10 protein-coding genes are annotated in these 20,939 nt (G+C 35.1%); 7 read left to right on the top strand and 3 right to left on the bottom strand.

Annotation, left to right across the window (positions count from 1 at the left end; all coding sequences use genetic code 11):
* Nucleotides 1-69 precede the first annotated feature (69 nt).
* The 3 genes from ychF to B3L86_RS05310 all read left to right on the top strand — a co-directional run bounded on the left by ychF (nt 70) and on the right by B3L86_RS05310 (nt 2,629).
* A complete protein-coding gene (ychF, locus tag B3L86_RS05320; RefSeq protein WP_291116078.1) occupies nt 70-1,164 on the top strand; it encodes a redox-regulated ATPase YchF in 1,095 nt (364 codons plus the stop codon).
* 82 nt (nt 1,165-1,246) lie between these two features.
* Entirely contained in the window at nt 1,247-1,627 is a 381-nt protein-coding gene (locus B3L86_RS05315; protein ID WP_291115963.1) for a hypothetical protein, read from the top strand.
* Nucleotides 1,628-1,942: 315 nt separating this feature from the next.
* Entirely contained in the window at nt 1,943-2,629 is a 687-nt protein-coding gene (locus B3L86_RS05310; RefSeq protein ID WP_291115960.1) for a TIGR02117 family protein, read from the top strand.
* Nucleotides 2,630-2,869: 240 nt separating this feature from the next.
* On the opposite strand, the gene B3L86_RS05305 is transcribed toward B3L86_RS05310, so the two are convergent.
* The 3 genes from B3L86_RS05305 to B3L86_RS05295 form a co-directional block, all read right to left on the bottom strand.
* Entirely contained in the window at nt 2,870-4,039 is a 1,170-nt protein-coding gene (locus tag B3L86_RS05305) for a PAS domain-containing sensor histidine kinase (protein ID WP_291115957.1), read from the bottom strand.
* Between the two features lie 701 nt (nt 4,040-4,740).
* Nucleotides 4,741-8,934 (bottom strand): fibronectin type III domain-containing protein, encoded by a 4,194-nt coding sequence (locus B3L86_RS05300; protein ID WP_291115954.1) that lies wholly within the window; start codon nt 8,932-8,934, stop codon nt 4,741-4,743.
* A 187-nt stretch (nt 8,935-9,121) separates the two neighbouring features.
* Nucleotides 9,122-14,122 carry a fibronectin type III domain-containing protein gene (locus tag B3L86_RS05295; RefSeq protein ID WP_291115951.1) on the bottom strand — a complete coding sequence of 1,667 codons (5,001 nt, stop codon included), beginning with the start codon at nt 14,120-14,122 and terminating at the stop codon, nt 9,122-9,124.
* Between the two features lie 595 nt (nt 14,123-14,717).
* On the opposite strand from B3L86_RS05295, the gene B3L86_RS05290 reads away from it, so the two are divergent.
* The 4 genes from B3L86_RS05290 to B3L86_RS05275 are packed head-to-tail and all read left to right on the top strand — an operon-like array spanning nt 14,718 to nt 20,734.
* On the top strand, nt 14,718-18,899 hold the full coding sequence (locus B3L86_RS05290; protein ID WP_291115948.1) for a PAS domain S-box protein: 4,182 nt from the start codon (nt 14,718-14,720) through the stop codon (nt 18,897-18,899).
* A complete protein-coding gene (locus B3L86_RS05285) occupies nt 18,896-19,324 on the top strand; it encodes a response regulator (RefSeq protein ID WP_291115945.1) in 429 nt (142 codons plus the stop codon). Before B3L86_RS05290 ends, B3L86_RS05285 begins: the two co-directional genes overlap by 4 nt.
* 1 nt (nt 19,325) lies before the next feature.
* On the top strand, nt 19,326-20,339 hold the full coding sequence (locus tag B3L86_RS05280; RefSeq protein ID WP_291115942.1) for a response regulator: 1,014 nt from the start codon (nt 19,326-19,328) through the stop codon (nt 20,337-20,339).
* A gap of 8 nt (nt 20,340-20,347) precedes the next feature.
* Nucleotides 20,348-20,734, top strand: a complete 387-nt coding sequence (locus B3L86_RS05275) for a response regulator (protein ID WP_291115939.1) — start codon at nt 20,348-20,350, stop codon at nt 20,732-20,734.
* The last annotated feature ends 205 nt before the right edge of the window (nt 20,735-20,939 follow it).

Raw genomic sequence — 20,939 nt, 5'->3', positions numbered from 1 at the left:
CTATATTTGCACCCGTTTAAAAACCGATTACCCATTCCCGAAGTTTCGGGACTAACCCATTACCCTAAGATGAAAGCAGGAATTGTAGGATTACCGAATGTTGGAAAATCAACCCTTTTTAATTGTTTATCAAATGCTAAAGCTCAGAGTGCGAACTTTCCGTTTTGCACCATCGAACCTAATATTGGGGTGGTAAATGTTCCCGATCCTCGAATTGCACGTTTGGAAGAATTGGTAAAACCCGAACGAGTTCAAATGGCTACGGTTGATATTGTTGATATTGCAGGATTAGTGAAAGGAGCCAGTAAAGGTGAAGGTTTAGGAAATCAGTTTTTAGGAAATATCAGAGAATGTAACGCTATTATTCATGTGTTGCGTTGTTTTGATAACGATAATATTGTTCACGTTGACGGAAATGTAAACCCAATTCGTGACAAGGAAACCATCGACATCGAATTACAACTAAAAGATTTAGAAACCGTTGAAAAGCGTTTAGAAAAAACCAATCGTGCAGCAAAAACAGGTAATAAAGAAGCAATAGTTGAAAAAGGTTTGTTAGATAGAATTCGCGAAGCTTTATTACAAGCAAAATCGGCTCGTACGGTTATTCCTCAAAATCAAGATGAAATTGATTTGATGGAGGAATTTCAATTAATTACAACCAAACCGGTTTTGTATGTTTGCAACGTTGACGAAGCATCAGCCGTAAACGGAAACAAGTATGTGGATCAAGTTCGCGAAATGGTAAAAGACGAACAAGCCGAAGTGATTGTTCTTTCAGTAGGAGCAGAAGCTGATATTACGGAATTAGAAAGCTACGAAGAACGCCAAGTTTTCTTGGAAGATATGGGATTAAAGGAGCCAGGTTCGGCCGTTTTAATTCGTGCCGCTTATAAATTATTAAACCTGCAAACTTATTTTACAGCTGGTGTGAAAGAAGTACGTGCATGGACTATCAATATTGGTGATACTGCTCCAAAAGCAGCCGGAGTTATCCACACCGATTTTGAAAAAGGATTCATAAGAGCTGAAGTAATTGCCTTCGAAGATTATTCCAATTTCGGTTCAGAAGCCAAAGTAAAAGAAGCCGGAAAACTTCGCGTGGAAGGAAAAGAATACATTGTAAAAGATGGTGATGTGATGCATTTCCGTTTTAATGTGTAAAGCGAATAAAAAAAAGAGAAAAGAAAATAGAGGAAACTGCTGAAGAAATTCAGCAGTTTTTTACTTTTATAGAAAAATTAGTATGAAGCAACTGTTTTTATCATTTTTGATCATTTTTTTAATTTCATGTAAACAGAAAAAAGCAGAAATTGTTGGTAACCAATTTTATTTTAGTTCACCTCAGCCGGTGAACGATTCAGAGTTAAATAAATTTCCGAATAAGTTTATTGGTTTGTATGTGGATTCAGATTCTTTATTTTTTACAATAACTAAAGAAGCCATGTATTATGAAGCTAATTTTGCTTACCGAATTTCTATTTCTGATTTAGATTCATTGAAAGCCGATTTTGATTTTGTTAATGATAAGTATGTCTTTAAAAATTCCAAAGAAGAATTTAATTATAAAAGTATTGGTGATTCTTTAGAACTTTATTCCAAACAAAGAGATACTTTCTTTATCTAATCAAATGATAAAAAAGTAAAACGAATCAATAATAATTTAATTATAAATCAAAGAGATTCCATTTATTGGAAAATTACAATTTATTCCTTACAAGATGATATTCTCACTGTAAAACAACTTTATTCTGATACAGATTTAATAAAAATGGATTCAATCACAAAAATAAAATCAAAGATGATAGATTCCACATCTTTTTTGATTTCGCCTAACAAAAATGAAATTAAGAAGTTTTTGAAATTAAAGGACTTTGGATATGACAAAACTTTCAAAAAAATAAATTAAAAAAAAGTTCAAAAATTGTTAGAAGATTATCAAATGAAAAAAATAAAATCAGCTTTAAAAATAGTATTGAAATTTGTTTTATTTATAGTTTTTTTATTGATGCTTTATGTTATTTCAGCTTTTGTTTTATCTATTATTCCGGTAAATAAAAATCAATCGGAGCATACAAAAGAATACACCATTTACATCAAATCAAATGGCGTTCACACCGATTTGGTTTTACCAATAAAATCTGATTTGAAAGATTGGTCGGAGAAAATAAAATTTGAAAACATACAATCCAAAGATTCAACTCATCAATTTTTAGCATTTGGCTGGGGTGACAAAGGTTTTTATCTCGACACGCCGGAATGGTCTGATTTAAAATTCAGTACCGCTTTTAAGGCCGCCTTCAACCTTGGAACTTCGGCAATGCATACCACTTTTTACAAACAAATTCAAGAAACTGAAAATTGTGTAAAAATTGAAATTTCGAAAAAACAATATCAAAAATTAATTTCTTTCATCGAAGCTAGTTTTCAATATGACACCAACGGAGATCCCATTTTTATTGAGGCTGCAACCTATGGTAAAAATGATAGTTTTTATGTGGCTAATCGAACCTATAACTTGTTTTACACGTGCAATACCTGGACAAATCAAGCTTTAAAAAAAGCGGGGTTAAAAGCTGCTTTTTGGACTCCGGCTGATAAGGGAATTTTTTTTCATTATAAAATATAGTATCTTCTTTTCTAATTGTATAAAAAACATTAAAAAAACATTTCATCAAAATAAAACATCAAACGAATCAAAAGGTTTATTTAATTTTTTGAAGACCAAAAGCTCAAAGTCTCTTGCTACTTTTATTTTATCTTCTTCCCTTTTTCGCCTTCATCTCTTTTCATCTTCTATACTATTTTAAATTTTGAATTATTATACAGACATGAAAATATTAGTTTATGATTTCTTATTTAAATATTTTCAAATCGCTTTCATTATCCACTGTCCTTTCCCTTCAGGTAATGTGAAATAGAAACAAGCTCCGTTACCTTCTTCGCTTTCTACCCAAACAGTGCCGCCGTTTTTCTCCAAAAAGCCTTTGACTAATAGTAAACCTATTCCAGCTCCCTGTTTGGTTTCAACAGCTTTGGTAAGATTGTTCACTTGAGGTGAAAAAAGGGTACTCTGTGCTTCTTTAGCAATGCCATTGCCTTGGTCTTGAACGGCGATAATTATTTTACCTTCTTGTTCTTTGGCTGATAAAGTAATACATCCTTCTCTGTGCGAATGCTTGATGGCGTTAGAAATCAAATTTTGTAGTATAGAAAGCACCATTTTCTCGTCAGCATACACTCTGTAATCTGCACTAATTTCATTTTGAATACAGATACAACTTAAAGCTGCTGCTTCTTTTAAATTAGCTAATACTTTATTAACGGAAGGCAACAGAGTAATCGTAGTAGGATTAAATGCCTCTGCTGCATATTTTATTCGTGCCCACTCCACCAAGTAGTCCAACATATCTAATTGGTTTTTGGTGGCGGTATGGATTTCTTTCACTAGTTCTACAGCCAGTTCGGGACCAACGCTGTCAAAGTTGGTTGACAAGTATTCTGTACCTTGTATAATGGCGGAAAGCGGACTTCTTAAATCGTGAGATAAAATAGCCAGTACACTTTCTTTGTGCGAGTTGAGGTCTTCCATCTCTTTGGTATAACTTTTCAAGGCATCTTCGGATTCTTTTCTAGCAGTAATATCTCTTAATATTTTAACATACCCAATAACAGCATCTTCTTCATCTCTTAGAGGAAATACCAAACCATCTGCATAAAATGTGGTACTGTCTTTCCGAAGGTGCCAACGGATATCCGTTGAACGTCCGTTTTGCATCGCCAAATCAATTTCATTTTGGGGTATACCACTTACTTTGTCTTCATCTGTAAAGATGATGCTAAATGGTTTTCCAATAATATCATCTGTTTCGTACTGAAAAATTTTGGTAGCACCCGAGTTCCAGCTATTTACTTGCAAATCCATGTCCACCGTAAAGATGGCATAGTCATGCAAACTATCAATCACTTGACTGTAAAACGCAGTGCCGGGCACATACTGTTTTTTTAGAATTTTTACTGTTTCTAATTCTTCTTGCATGTTTATATTGATTTAGGTTATTGCTTATTTTGAGTATAAGCACTCCTATCAAAGATAGGATTTTGGTTTACCTATATTGTTGCATAACATTTATTAAATGTTGTAGTATTCACAGAAATGTAACGGATTAAAATTTAGAACATTATTGTAAGAAATGTTAATAGTCAAAACTTAAAGAATCCGAGTTCATTAGAAAAACTGCGTTGATTTTTTTAAGTTATAAATAAATTAATAGTACTCATTCGTAAAAAAACTTGTTTAATCTGAAGGATATATTAATTTTATTATCAATTAGGTATGTCTATTGTTACCTTTCATATTTATAACATTTGTTATCAAAACAATTATTTAAATTTCAATAGTAATTTGATACAATAGTTAAATCTATTTTTAAATATTAAAAAAATATTATAGTTTTTTTTTCATGTATTGGTTTAAGAAAAAATGGCCTAACTAACTAACCTTTTTAATAATACCACAAGGCTTATTTTTAAACCGGACAAAGTCCGGTTTTTTTTACCTCAATTTTATAAGAGTTTCATAAGGTCATAACATTTTATAGCATTGGTTTTCTTTATATGATGCAGAATAAATTAGTGATGGTAATCGAAAATGAGAGAATGGTGTTTTGTACCATAATCAAGTAACAAAAAAACCGCCTGATTGCTCAGGCGGTTTTCAGTATTTTAAACTAAGATTACCTAGTTTTTAATCACTTTAATAGTTTTCGTTTGGTTTTCTGAGGTTACTTTAACCAAATACGTTCCGTTCGGGAAACTTGACATGTCAACTTGACCTTGCGTTGCATTAGGTTTTGTTGCCAAAACTTGTTGTCCTAAAAGATTGTAGATTACTAAATCAGAAATCGTATTGCTGTAAGCAAAATTAAATACATCTTTTACAGGGTTTGGATACGCACTGAAACTTGATGAATCAAAAGAACCTGTGCTTAATGACACGTCAATAACTATATTATCAACATACAAATTATATTGGTTGGCTGCTGAATAAACATTAAAACCAAAATAATAAACCCCTGTAGTAGTTGGTGTAAACTCAGTTAAACTAGTAACCGGTGTGTTATTAGAAATGCTTGGCAAGTCAACAACTACATTTGTCATGGATGCAGCAGTAGCTGAAGTACCATACGCCACTTTTAATTTTTCAACATAGGCTGTAGAATTTGAACCATAGTCAAACGCAATTGAATACGTTGTTCCTGCAGTTAGATTCAATCCTTGTGTATAAAACCAAACATTTGCTGCATTTGAACCATTATAAAGGTACTGTAGCGTTTTTGTTGTAAAACCAAATCCGGGATTATTAGCAACTGTCCATAAATTACCCGTACCTACATTTTGGATAGATGTACAGTTTGGTAAAGCAGGAACTATTGCTGTCTCAAAATTCATTACATACGGAACAGTTGTAGCAATACATGCTGTTGTAAAGTTAAATGGTCCGGACCAAGTGCTTTCTCCATTTGTTCCACCACAATTAGTTCTTACGTAAAAACTATAAGCTGTATTTGGATCTAATCCTGTTAAGGCGTGAGGGTTTGTTGTTGTTCCTAAAATAGTAGGTGTTCCTGTTGGTGTAAAGCCTGCAGTTCCCCATTCAATATCCCAAACTGTTGCTGTTCCATTTTCTGTCCAACCTAAATTGGCTGAATTACTTGTAACATTTGAAACAACTAAATTGGTTGGAGCTAAACATGCCGGTGACACATCAATACTGATATCATCAAGTGAAATGTACCAAGGTGTACCATTCATAAATCCTTTTATACCAACATAATATACGCCTGATGCTGATGGAGTGAATGCACCTGTAATTTGTTGATAGTTCCCATTTACTATTCCCGTAGCAGGTACAATTGCATTGGTCATTGCAACAGCTGTTGCACTAGTACCATAACTAATCAACATATTAGAATTAGCTGCTGTAGCACCATCTTGACGAGCATATAATTCTACTGTATAACTCGTACCTCCCACTAATTCAATGGGTATAAACAACCAATCTTCATTACCATACTGCAAAAATGCATTCCAGCCTCCAGTTCTTGGTGCTCTGTTATACGTGGTTAACGTATTATTTGCTGTCCATACAGCTGTACCCGTTACTGAAGCTTGTACAAAACAACCTGAAACTGCTGTATTATGAGTATATCCCGACTCAAATCCTTCAAAATAAGGAATTGTATAAGGTATACATGGTGTAGTAAAGTTAAAAGGACCAACCCAAACACTAGTTTCACTTGTACCTCCACAACTAGCTTGAACATAATAGCTGTAAGCTGTATTTGGAGTTAATCCTGTTAAGTTGTATGGATTTGTTGTAGTTTCCAATATATTTGGTGTTCCTGTAGGTGAAAATCCAGCAGTTCCCCATTCAATGTTCCAAGCTGTTGCTGTTCCGCCTTCAGTCCAAGTTAACTGAGCAGAAGTTGCAGTAATTGCACCAACTGACGATGATGTTGGTTCCGGACAACTTGGAATGGCTTCCCAAATTACGTCATCAATATAAACTGTTGAAGTTTCACCAGGGAAACCAGGGTTTAAAATGGCTAAATGTTTCACTCCTGCAGGAACTGAAGCCGGTGGTGATATAAAAAATTGTTGTGAATTTGTAACAACGGTACCCGGTATTGTAATCTCCTCTAATGGTACAAAAGAGTTTATATCAGTCGGATCTGTTAAATACCCAACTTCAACAAAACGATTCACTTGTGTTGAAAACGCTTTGAAACGAAGTCTATGTGTTCCAGCTGATAAATTTGAAACAGAAGGTAGAATTGCACAAGCTTGTTGAGCCGGTACAGTTGTTGGTGTACTTGACACAAACATATACAATCGGTTTGAAGGTGACATTGGTGCCGTACTTCCTGTAGTTACATACAAACTAGGTGTTCCTACCAATGCTCTATCCCAACAATCAGGCATGGTTGTACTGAAATTTGATGTTAACGAATCGAAGTTCTCTGAAAATTCAGTTACATCACCACATAGCGTTTTAAATATTATTGGACCTGCCCAGGGGCTAAATTCACTACCACAATTAGAACGTACCCATACTTTATAATTTGTATTACCCACTAAGCCCGTACTTATCGTTGCTGTTGGTACGCCTCCAATAACATCCACTGGCGTAAGACCACTAGGGTCAGTAACTGTTGATAATCCAACTGCATATTGCCAAGTTGTTTCTACTCCTTGAGGAGACCAATCTAAATCTGCACCATTTGCAGTCACATTACTTACCACTATAGAAGATGGCGGTAAACAGTTAGGAGGCAAAATTGACACAATCTGTATTTGTGCAATGTTAGCGTTTGGACCATAATTTGCTGTAGGTGGAAGTGATGGATCTGGGTTGTTTGTATCACTATAATACAATATCCCTCTGTTTGAACCTGAAGGAAAAGAAGCCCAAGTAGCCGTACAACTATAATTTGGTGTATTTTCATCAACACCTATTACTAAATTACTTGTACCGTCCCAAATAAATCCTACATTCAAGGATATTTCAACCCAATCATTTGCAGTAAAAGTTAAGTTGCCTGAATATACTTGTGTTAAATTGGCAGCAGGCACCCATGCATCTGAATCTACAAATACACTCTGAGTGGTGTTACCCATATAAACCGTCCAGCTGGCAAAGTTTGCAGGTGTAGTTGGTAAAGTTGTAGATTTAAAACGAATTTTTGAAATATATGTATTTCCCGGTTCCAAAACGGCTTGTAATTCACTTGCCAAATAAATTTGTTGCGAATAGTTATAGCCATAGCAACTGTAAATAGGAAAGTAGGAACTTGTTGCACTACCGCTTCCTATATGACCCGGAGTTGCCGTTGTTAAAGAAACAAATTGCCAAGTTCCAAATTCATCATTACCACAATTGGAGCGAATCCAAAAATAATAATTTTGACTTGGTAACAAAGATGATAATGCTACAGATGTAGCTGAACTCAATACTGTTCCGGAAGGAACTGTTGATCCTGTAGGAGGAGTATTAACATCCGAATAATAATATTGATACCCCTCAGTAGGCAAAATTGCCGGAAGATTCCAAGAAACTGTAGCACTAGTAGTTAAAGCACTAGCCGTAAGAGCATCAGGAGAAGGACATGCACCTAACAACTCAGCAGTAACTGCAAAAAGATTTAAAGCATTACCTGCTAAGGATGTTTTGGTTATTTCTATACTCGAAATTACCTTGGTTTGATTGGCAACAAGAATAGGAATTTCCAATTGATACAACCTAGGGTTTCCCGAAGGATTTTCTGTTGTATTATTAGTGGTGTTTATTCTTCCGATTCCTGATATAGCTACAGGCAAAGTAGTACTATTGAACCAATCAGGAATTGTAGATGAACTTATTGTTTGAGTTGAGTTATCAGCAAATGTAATCACACCTGTGAAAGTTGAAATTCCACTTCCTGAAGTTACCAAAAATAATAACTTTTTTGCAGCAACATTGTTTGAAAATGTTAGCGTTGAAGATGAATTTTGAGCCTCAAGCTTTAATGAATTTGTACCCGTATAAGATGCTAACTGAAACGTTAGGTTGGGTGTTGCTGCAACAGCAGAAGTAATCAATCCATCTACCGGCAATCCAAAAGTTAATGCAGGGCTACTTACTGTAGCTTGAAAGTCATTTGAAACAAATGCAAAATTAACAACATCAACACCTGAAGTAGTTGATGAAGAAGCGTTACCTACACCATTTGCAATAACATCTTGTGTTAATCCGGTTGCAATTTGCAAATGCTGATACTCTTGTGCATATATAAATTGTCCTATTAAAAACACCATAAAAAGCGACATACGATCAAGCCATGGTTTCTTTTTCATTTGATTCAGAAAAGAATCATAAAAAGTAAATTTTCTCATATATTTATTATTTAATTAGTTAGCTACTAAAGTATCATTATTTTTATAAAAAAATGTTAAAAATAGAATTAAAAACAATCTGGAAGAATTTGTCTTCATCCCTCGATGGGTTTCCAACTCTTCAATGGTTGAATAAAAAAAACCGCCTGATTGCTCAGGCGGTTTTCAATATCTAAACTAAACTTTCTTAGTTTTTAATCACTTTAATCGTTTTAGTTTGGTTATCTGATGTTACTTTTACCAAGTAGGTTCCGTCAGGTAAAGCAGACATATCTACTTGACCTTGGTTTGCGTTAGGCTTAGTTGCTAACACTTGTTGTCCTAAAAGGTTGTATACATTCAAGTCAGAAATCACATTGCTATACGCAAAGTTAAAGATATCTTTCACAGGGTTTGGATAGGCTTTGAAACTAGCTGTATCAAAAGAACCTGTACTTAAATCTTCTTCAATAACGTTAACTATAAAGTCTAATGTAATTGCGTAAGATCCTGAGAAGCAAGGATTATTACCTAATCCATCACCCCCTGAAATTCTCATTCTATGAGTACCTAGAGCTGCTGAAGCCGGCAGTGTGAATGAAGCATTTAATACACCTACTCCAGGAGCAATACCTTGGAACATCAATTCAGAAGGTTCAAAAATGAAGTTATCATTTAAATCAATCCAAATGTAAGTTGTATAAGGCCATGAACCTGTATTATAAGTTAACTGAACATTTGCTAACATATTTTGATTTAATGTAATCGGAGTTGCAGTTAGATTAAAATAATAAGGAGCACTTGTAACAGCAATAGGAAAGTTTGTTGTTCCTATTAAAGCATTTGTCATACCAGAAGCATCAATAAGTGTTGGAGCAGAAGTACAATAACATCCATTAAGAGCTGTTGTAAATGATTGTTCCGTACATCCTGTAGCATCACCATTGGCATTAAATGGTACCACTTTAAAATAATAGGTTGTATTGATACTACCTACAAAAGGATAAGAAGTTCCACCTACAACAAAATTGTTTAAAACATCATTTCCACCAGCTGTTGTTCCGATAGTCAATTTATATCCATCAGAACCTGAAGCAGGATTCCAAGAAATAACGGTTGCCACATTTCCACAGTTTACATCAATTGTAGCTGTAACATTGGTTGCACAATCCGGAGCAGAAACCGGTATAGTTTGCACTTCAAAATCATCAATAAAGAAGTCTAAATCTTGACCTTCTGTTACTGTACCACTAGTGCCATAAAATGCAAATTTAACGGCATTAGTATTTACTGAAGGAATGTTATAGATTTTAGATTCACCTAAATGTGAAGGTGTGTTTGTTGCACTATAAGTTTCTAAAATCGTCCAAGTTGCACCTCCATTTGTAGACATCATGAAATAAACAAAATCATCAGAGCCTAGAGTTGGAGAAGGACCGGAAGTAATTGGAGTAGTTGCTGCATATTGGGTTGCTCCTACTTTATATTTCACTTGATAGCCCCCTGTGGTTAAATCAAAAATTGGAGTTACTAACCAACCTCTGATTGTTGTGGTGAAGATATTAATTCTAGCCGCACCTGTTGAACCTGTTCCATTTAACCAACTATCAGATGTCCAACTTCCGGCATTAGTACTTCCGGTAGGACCTGTAATTTGATCACCAGAACCTAACCTTGACCAACATAGTGCTTCTAAGGTTGCATTAGATGTATAAGTAGTAAAATTTTGCAAATAATAAGGCACAAAAGAAGCACAAGGTGTTGTAAACGTTGTTATTACAGTCCAAGCACTTTTATCAGATGTTGAACATACCGAACGAACCCATACATAGTATACAGTAGACGGTGTTAATTCTGTCAAATTAGCTGTAGTAATTCCTGCTCCCACTGCACCTGTTGCTACAGTTGTAGCATCCGGATTAGTGGATGTTGTAGATAAATAATATTCATATCCCTCTGCAGGTGCAGGTGATGCTGCTGTCCAATTTAAAGTTGCTGTAGTAGCTAAAACACTTCCAAGTGTAACTCCTGATGGTTCTACACAGGTAGGAATCACTTCCCAACTTACATCATCAATATAAATTCCAGAGCTTCCTGTAGGGAAACCAGGATTCAAAATCACTAAACTTTTAACTCCGGCCGGAATAGAAGTAGGCGGTACAAAAACAAATTGTTGTGTATTTGCAACCGCTGTACCTGGTAATTGAATATCTGTTAAATATTCAAAAGTTGACATATCTGACGTATCTGTTAAATAACCTATTTCTAAATAGCGGTCTGCTGCTGTAGCAAATGCTTTAAAACGAAGTCTGTGTGTACCTGCTGCTAAATTTGAAACCGAAGGTAAGATGGCATATGCTTGTTGAGCTGGAGTAGCCGTACTAGACACAAACATGTATAATCTATTTGATGGAGACATTGGTAGTGTGCTTCCTGTAGTTACATACAAGCTGGGAGTTCCTACCAGTCCTCTACCCCAACAATCCGGCATTGTTGTACTGAAGTTAGATGTCAATGAATCAAAGTTTTCAGAAAACTCAGTCACCTCGTTACATTGTGTTTTGAATGCAAAAGGTCCTGTCCAAAAACTTGATTCGCTTACTGAACATATTGCACGAACATAATACACATAGTTCGTATTTGGTGTAAGTGAGTTTAAAGTGAATGGATTACTGTTAGCCGAAACAATTGTACCTGTTCCTAATGTAAAGCCAGGAGCACCATACTGTATTTCCCATGCAGTGGCTGAGTCAGCTTCAGTCCATCCTAAAACTACACTGTTACTTGTAACACTAGATACTGTTAATGCTGAAGGCTCATTACAAGTTGGAATCGCTTCCCAGAATACGTCATCTATATAGGCCGTAGTTGAGGCAGGAGACGTTCCTGTTAACCCATTGTTTCTAAATGCTAAGTGTCTAACACCTGGAGGTAAAGCACCTGGAATAATATTAAACTCAAGAGCAGAAGAAGCAGCAGTACCTGGAAGTACAATTACATCAATTGTAGTATAAGTAGTCAAGTTGTTTGGGTCAGTCAAATAACCTATTTCTATTGTTCTACCTACAATAGAGGAGTGTGCTTTAAAACGAAGTCGGTGTGTATTTGCCTGTAAATTAGATAAAGGAGGTAAAATTGCATACGCCTCTGTAGCAGGAGCAACAGCCGTAGCAAACATGTAAATTCTATTAGCCGGCGTCATTGGAGCCGCACTACCTGTAGTTACATACACAGAAGCAGAGCCTATTAAGCCTCTGGTCCAACAATCAGGCATAATAGTAGTGCCAGTTGCCGTTAAGGCATCAAAGTTTTCCGATAATTCTGTTACGCCTTCACATTGTGTTCTAAAAGAAGTTGGACCACCCCAAGAACTAAATTCATTTGCTCCACAAACTGAACGTACGTAAACAAAATAAACTGTGTTAGGAAGTAAATTTGTTAATGAAGCAGTAGTTGTAGCAGCAGCTGTTCCTGTCGATGTAGGCAATTGATTGGAAGTACTCACAAAATACTCATAACCCGAAGCAGGTACTGTTGTTGGAGCAACCCATGAAATTGTAGCTGTAGTAGCTTGAACATTAGAATTTGTTACCCCGGTTGGTTCAATACATGTTGGAGTTTCTTCTACTGTAAAATCATCAAAAGCCACATACCATGGTGAACCAGTTGGTTCATTTACTCTAACTGCAAAATAATAAGTTCCTGATATTTCCGGTATAAACGTTCTACGCACTTTAAAATACGGTTGAAATCCTATTGTTGCACTTGCCGAAACACCTGGAGGAGAATAACTAGCTCCTAATTGAGTAGCACCTGTTCCTGAATTTGTAGTATTTACAAAAAAATCAACTTGCCAAGTGTTTGCATTATCCCCTTGAACATAAGACGAAAACTCATAAGAAACTCCCGCTGTTAAAGCAAAGGCCGGTGTCCAAATGAATTCATTGGTTGCCGTCCAGGAATTTGTAATATAATTGCTTCCTGATCTAGCATTAGTGTAGTTAGTTGGAACATTTCTAGAAGTCCAATCTCCATTTTGTTTGAACCAACACATTGGAAAAGAAGATATTCCAAAAGTTGTTAAATTTTCAAAACCTTCATTCCATGGTAATGTTGTAATTGGCAATCCGGAACAATTTGTGATTGTTGAAATTGAAGAATATTCAAATAATGATGAACTAGTACATGTCACCTTTGCTCTATATGCAATGTTAGTTCCTGCAAAAGCAACAGGTGTATAAACATTAGCGGTTTGACCTGTTCCTGTTGTTACGTTTGTCCAAGTTGTACCTCCGTCAGTTGATTGCTCCCACTGGAACGTTAATCCTGAAGTTCCTTCTGCATATTGTTGCAACACCAATGGTTGTGAGGTCTGTGTAGTTACTAAATTTTGATTAGCCGGTAAAACTGTCGATACAACGGGTGTACCTAAACAAGCTACCGGAGGTGTAAAAGTATACACTAAACCATTGGTAGGCATACCCGGAGTAGTAACTGTTGTATTGAAAGCCTGTGAGCTAGAATTGCCTGTACCAGCTGTAGAAGCGGTAAATAGTTGAGTAGTTGTATTAGTTCTAGTTTTAAAATCCGCATTGGTAGCACCACGTAATCCAATTTGTCTAGTCCCTGAAAAAGTTGTAGCTCCTATGGCATAGCCTGAAGGTCCGTAAACAATTTTAATTTGATTGGTCGTTTCCGATAAACGAATTTGAAAATTAATGAAAGCTACATCAGTAACACTTGCAGAATAAGAAGGTCTCCAATTTTTAAATTGGATTACAAATTCTCTGTTAGGAGCATCTCCTACCACTTCCCATCTTGTTTCAGCGGTAATTAAGTTGTTAACAAAAACACCAACTAAATCTCCTCCCCAAGCAGATACTGCACCGGAATAGGCTGTAGCAGAAGAAATTGGTGAAGATAAAAAAGTGTCAGGAGCAGTAGCTCCAAAAGTAATGAATCCATTACTATTGACTGTGCATCCTGTGTAGTTTACCCCATTGTAATTAAAATCAAATGGAATGGAACCGGCCGCAATAGTCCAGTTTTGGGAGTCAAAACTAGTTGCTGTTGTGGAAGTACCTAAAACAGTACCTCCGGTAATTTCTGTGTAGGTTTGATTACTCTGTGCAAAGGAGTACAAACTTACTTGAGCCTGAAGTTGCCAAAAGGAAAAGAAGGCAATCAGGAGTAGTGTAATTTTCTTCATAAAAAGGTTAATAATTTGAAATTAGTTAATAATTCGATAAAAGTATAAATTTAGTATTAATTTACAATAACAATATTTCTAAATTTATTTTAATATATAGTTTTTCAAAAAAAAAAAAAAATCAGCATTTAATTTCTTTTGCAGTTAGCATAATATATACTAAAACCGTCAGGTGTAATTTAATACATAATAATTAATTTAAAAAAAACAGAAGCAATATGGTAATAGAAAACATATTAATTAAGATGTTAAAAATCAATATATTACGCATATATATTATTATAAAATTAAAAATAAGTAACATAAATTTAAAATTTAACATATAATGAACAATAATCTTAATCATTGTTGACTTTTTTTATTAATTTTGTTAAAACGACTATAAAAGGGTGGTTCTACTATTGTTTAAGTTTTACTATACTTAATTTCTTTAGTAAACGCTAGTTAAATGTCTGAATAGAATTGACCTAACCAATTATTATATTTTAAACTTTCCATGAACATCTTTATCCTTTAAAAAACACCCATTAAATTAGTACTTTTCATTTATTAAAAGAACTAAAAGTACCATCAATAGCCCCAAAAATTGTAATCTATGAGTAAAAATGAGCAAGATTATAACAGCCTTTTTTATTTTGCACCGCTTCCCTGTTGGCTGTACCGCATTGACACGTTTAAAATTCTTGACGTGAATCAGGCTGCGTTAACTCACTATGGTTACAGTAAAGAAGAATTCTTATCAATTACTATCAAGGAACTTCGCCCAGAAGAAGAACTTCCCAGATTAATGGCTACTCAAACCATGATTCATGACAATGAAGGCAATATCTATTTTGGTGTTTTCACACATCAAAAAAAGAATGGGGAACGTATCCGAATGGAAACAAACGGGCATAGAATCAATTTCCAAGGCAAAGAATGTATGATGGTGATTGCTCAGGACGTTACAAAAGAGGAGACTAAGCTACAACAACTTAAAGAATCGGAGCAACGACTAAAAGCAGCCACAACTATTGCTAAATTAGGATATTGGCGATTAGACATAAAGCGTAATGTCTTTACATGGACAGATGAAGTATATAACATTTGGAACAAAAAAAGAGAAACTTTTGATGCGACTTATGTTAACTTTCTTGAAACCATTCATCCGGATGATCGTGAGGGCTTTGAAAAAGAACTCCAACTTTGTTTTGCCAATGAAAAAGAATACAATTTTATTCATCGCATTTATGTGTCGGACACTCGTGTGAAATGGGTGCATGAACTTGGTCGTTTAGTAAAAGATACAGAAGGAAATTTAATTGCCTTTGAAGGTACCGTTCAGGACATCACAGCTAGTAAGGTAGAAGAACAGCGATTGCAACTTATGAACCGTGTGATCACAGACTCCAACGACGCTGTTTTGATTACCGAGGCCGAACCCTTTGATGGGCCCGGACCTCGGATTGTTTATGTAAATAAAGCCTTTACAACAATGACCGGTTATACTGCGGAAGAAGTCTTAGGAAAAACACCTCGTATTTTACAAGGTCCGCATTCCGACAGAGTTGCCCTGGATGGATTAAAAAAAGCGATGCAAAATTGGGAATCATGTGAAGTGACTACTATCAACTATAAAAAAAATGGCGATGAATTTTGGATGAACTTTAAGGTATCACCAGTTGCCAATGAACACGGATGGTATACCCATTGGATTGCAATTGAAAGGGATGTGACCGATCAAAAGCAAAAAGAACTTGAACAAGAATTATTGGGCAAAATCAGTTTGAATTTCACTATTGAAAATGATCTCATGACTGCCTCAAAAAAATTATGTAGCACACTTATCAACTTTGGTAAGTTTGACTTAGTGGAATTATGGTTACCCAATCTTGAAAACAAACATATTCAATTGTGTGCTTATCACTGTGAAAATCCCAAAATTGAAAAGTTTTATGAACACACAAAAAACACCAAGTACTTAGAAAAAAATGAAGGTCTTCCCGGAACTGTTTGGCAAATGAAATCTTCTGTTCTTTGGAATGATATTGTTACACAAACCTCTTTTACGCGAAGTAAAGCCGCTGAAAAAGTGGGTATACGATCGGTATTAGGCATTCCCCTACTTTTTAATGATGATGTAGTGGGTGTTTTAATGATAGGCACTCAAAAAGAAGCTTACTTTCTCAAGAAATATGAGAAGGTTTTTGAGCAACTGAAATATTTTATTGGGTCGGAAATTAACCGTAAAAAATTAGAAAATGACTTGAATCATTTATATAATGCCATACCCGATATTTTGTGCATGGTTGACTTTCAAGGCAGGTTTCTAAAAATGAATAAGGCAGGATGTGAATTATTGGGCTATAGCCAAGAGGAACTGCTTTATACACCATTTGATCACTACTTACATCCTGACGACAAAGCAATTTCAGCAATTGAATTGAACAAACTTCAAAAAGGAGACACTATTTTTAAATTTGAAAATCGTTATATTACAAAAAGTGGAGCCATCGTTTGGTTAAATTGGACCAGTAACTCGGTGGTTGAAGAAAGATTAATCTATGCCTCTGCTAAAAACATCACTACTGAAAAAAACTTAAAAGAACTGAACCGTCAAGCCAATAAAATGGCTAAAATTGGAAGTTGGGAAGTAGATTTAGTACAAAAAAAGGTCTATTGGTCTGACATGGTCCATCAATTGCATGAAACCGACCCCTTGACCTATGTGCCCGACTTGGATAGTGGCATTCGTTTTTATCGAAAAGACTATATAGAGTCGGTACAACAAGCGATTGCAACTTGTATAGCAACCGGAAAAGCTTTTGATTTTGAAGCTCCTTTGATCACCGCCAAAAAAAATGAAGTGTGGATTCGAGCTATTGGCAATTCTGAATTCAGTGATGGTCAATGTAAGCGTATATATGGTAGTTTTCAAGATATAACTACTTCTAAAAAAATGGAACACCAAATCAGTGATATTTTGAAAAGTATCTCTGACGCTTTTTATGCTGTTGACCGATCTTGGAATTTCACTTATTTTAATCGTGAGGCCGAACGTTTGTTAGGACAAAAAGAGGCCTCAGTAATTGGTAAAAACATTTGGCAAGTTTTTCCAGCTACAATAGGAACTGAACTTGAGGTAACCTATCACAGAGTTGTCCAAAGCATGAAACCTGAGTCATTTGATTATTTGTTTCCGGGTGACGGTAAGTGGTATGAAATCAATGCCTATCCTTCAAATGGAGGAGTTGCCATTTATTTTAAAAATATTGATGAAAGAAAACAAGCCGCAGCAGAGTTGGAAAAGGCTTACCAAGAAAAAAACAATATCTTAGAGAGTATTGGTGATGCATTTATATCCCTAAACAATCAATGGGAAGTAACTTATTGGAACAAAGAGGCTGAGCGAGTTTTAGGTAAAAACAGAGCCGTGATTTTAGGCAAAAACTTGTGGGAGGAATATGCGGATGCGATAGATACAGACTTCTATCGAAATTATCATGAATCTATGAAAACCGGAAAAATCATGAATTTTGTTGAATATTATGCCACACTCAACAAATGGTTTGAAGCTACCACCTACCCTTCTGTTGCCGGACTTTCGGTTTATTTAAAAGATGTTACTACGAGAAAAGAATCCGATCTTCGTATTCAACAGGCCAATGAACGCTTTGAAAAAGTTACGGAAGCAACCAATGATGCGATTTGGGATTGGGACTTAGTCAACCACACCTTTTATCGGTCAAATGCCATTACTAAGTTTTTTGGAAATCAAGCCGGAAAATACCTGAAAGAAGAAAAATTTTGGCAGGATACTTTTCATCAAGAAGACCTCCCCCGAATACAAGAAAGTATTCGAGGAGCTTTATCTGATCCAAAGGTTCATCGTTGGGAAATGGAATATCGGATTATTAATGACAAAGGAGCCACACTTTATATCATTGATCGCGGAGTAATTGTTAGAGATTCAAAAGGAAAAGCTACTCGAATGGTGGGAGCCATGACTGATATTACCGAGCATAAGAATTATGAGATACAGCTTCTCAACTTAAATGCTTCTATTAAACAATATGCTCATGATTTGGAAGTAACTAACGAACAATTGGAACAATTTGCCTTTATTGCTTCACACGACTTACAGGAGCCGCTTCGAATGATTTCAAGTTTTCTTGATCAATTAAAAAGAAAATACGGGGATTTGTTGGATGAAAAAGGCCACCAATATATCTATTTTGCAACAGATGGTGCGAAGCGAATGAAGCAAATTATATTGGACCTTTTAGAGTATTCCAGAGCCGGTAAATTGAATGAAAGAAAAGAAAAAATAGATGTCAATGAAGTATTGGAAGAATATAAAATTTTAAGACGAAAAATCATAGCTGAAAAATCTGCAATGATAACAGCACTAAATTTACCGACACTTACAACTTATAAAGTTCCCTTAATACAGACACTTCATTGTTTAATGGATAATGCCATAAAATATTCCAAAAAAGACCAACCCCCAATCATTACTTTTACAGCAGAGGAACAATCCGATTCCTGGTTATTAAAGATAGCGGATAATGGAATTGGAATTGAGTCGCAATTCTTTGAAAAGATATTTGTCATCTTTCAAAGATTACACAACAGAGAAGCTTATCCCGGCACAGGCATTGGTCTTTCTATTGCAAAAAAACACGTAGAAGCATGGGGAGGTAAAATAGGGCTCACATCGACACCTGAAAAAGGAAGTGTTTTTTATTTTACGGTACCTAAAGAAACGAAAATAATTAAAAACAACCCCACTATATGAAACCTGCACATATCCTATTGGTAGAAGACAACGAGGGCGATATTGTTCTCACCATTGATGCATTTGAAGAATGCAAGGTCAAAACAAAAATAAGTGTCGCAAGAAATGGTCAGGAAGCTCTTGATTTTCTATTCAGGCAAGGTGTTTTCCAAAGTGAAAGTAAACCTGATTTAATATTAATGGATATTAATATCCCTATTTATAATGGTCATGAAGTTTTAAAAAGAATAAAGGAACATCCCGAACTAAAGAAAATACCCGTTATTATGTTAACCACTTCTTCAAGTAAAAAAGACATCAACATGGCTTATAACAACCACACCAACAGTTATGTGAAAAAACCCCTTGAAATGGAAGAATTTTTCACTACAATTCTAAAAATTGAGGAATTTTGGTTGCAATTATCCACTTTAACTGACGAGTAATATGAGTAAAATCATTAATTATCCCGATAAATTGTCTGTGCTCGTCATAGAGGACAATCCCGGCGATTTTGTTTTAATTGAGGATTATTTGCTTGAAAAATTCAAAGATGTCACCATTAGTCATTGTTCCAGTTATGCGGAATCTATACTATTTTTGGAAAAAACCAAGGAGACCCTATCAGTGCTCTTACTGGATTTGAACCTTCCGGATTTGAAAGGTTTGGATTTAATTAAAAGTATTTTATCCTATAGTTTTCATGTTCCGGTTATTGTAATCACGGGATATTCTGATTTGTCTATGGCAAAAAGCAGTCTTAAAATGGGCGTTTATGACTTTCTTGTTAAAGATGAAATCAATCCGGATTTGCTTGAAAAAACTATCATATACACTTTAAACAGAAGTAGTTTTATAAATCAAATTGATGATGCGAAGATGAACTACGAAAACCTGTTTAACTTTAGTCCACAACCCATGTGGTTATTAGATTTTACTACGTTAAAAATACTAAATGCCAATTTTGCTGCTCAAATAAAATATGGTTATTCTCTAGACGAATTTAAAGCGATGTCTTTTTTAGCCTTTCATCCCGAAGCGGAACAACCGAAGGTTAAGCAACAATTTGAGTTGAATGAAAATGGTGTTTTTGACAGTAACCATTTTACACATTTTTTGCAAAACGGGAACGAAATCAAGGTAGAAATCTATTACAAAGTGCTACAAAATGCTACATCAAACGAAATCATAGTATTATCAAATGATATCACAGAGATGATCAACCAAATCAACACGATACAAATTCAGAATGCCAAGTTACGCAATATTGCATGGACTCAATCGCATATTGTACGTGCCCCTTTATCTAGAATACTGGGAATTATTAATTTGATTGAGATGCAACCTGACAACTTCGAAGATTTGCCTTTTCTATTAAAGCAGCTCAAGATATCAACCAATGAAATGGATGATATTGTAAAGAAAATTGTAACTGAAACCAAGGGCTTTACCGAAAAATAAAAATAATTATGAAAAAACAATTGTTTATTGTAGATGATGATCAAATATACCGAATGATTGTATCATTAATGTTAAAAAGAATTGACCCTACATTACATATTAACGAATGTGAAAACGGCAAATTAGGATTAACCCGATTACAATATCTGAAAGATTCCGTTGACTCAATTATTGTTCTTTTAGATATCAATATGCCACACGTTGACGGTTGGGGATTTTTGGAAGAAATAAAAAAATCTAACTTTTATGATATCAAAAAACTGACTTTATACATGGTTACTTCTTCCACTGATGAAAGAGATATTGAAAGAGCAAGTCAATATGGATTTGTAAAGCAGTTGTTTCACAAGCCCTTAAGTATTGAAAATATTAAATCAATAATTGCCGTTACTTAAATTGGAAAAACAAGGAACTTGACCTAGCTAGTAGCCATAAAACAACTCCAAATTGGTTTAAATTTATTCCCCTTTTGTTAACAGACAAAGCGGTGCACATGATTTTGCCACTAAGAAAAGAAGGCACTAAGTGTTGGATTGTTGGACTCTTCGATTTTTGAGATTACGAAGATGAGAAAAGAGAAGTACCGGTAGTTAGAAAATG

The sequence above is a fragment of the Flavobacterium sp. UBA6135 genome (assembly GCF_002428305.1).
Lineage (GTDB): Bacteria > Bacteroidota > Bacteroidia > Flavobacteriales > Flavobacteriaceae > Flavobacterium.
Note: the sequence above shows the minus strand (reverse complement) of the source record. Positions and strands in the feature narration are given on the sequence as shown.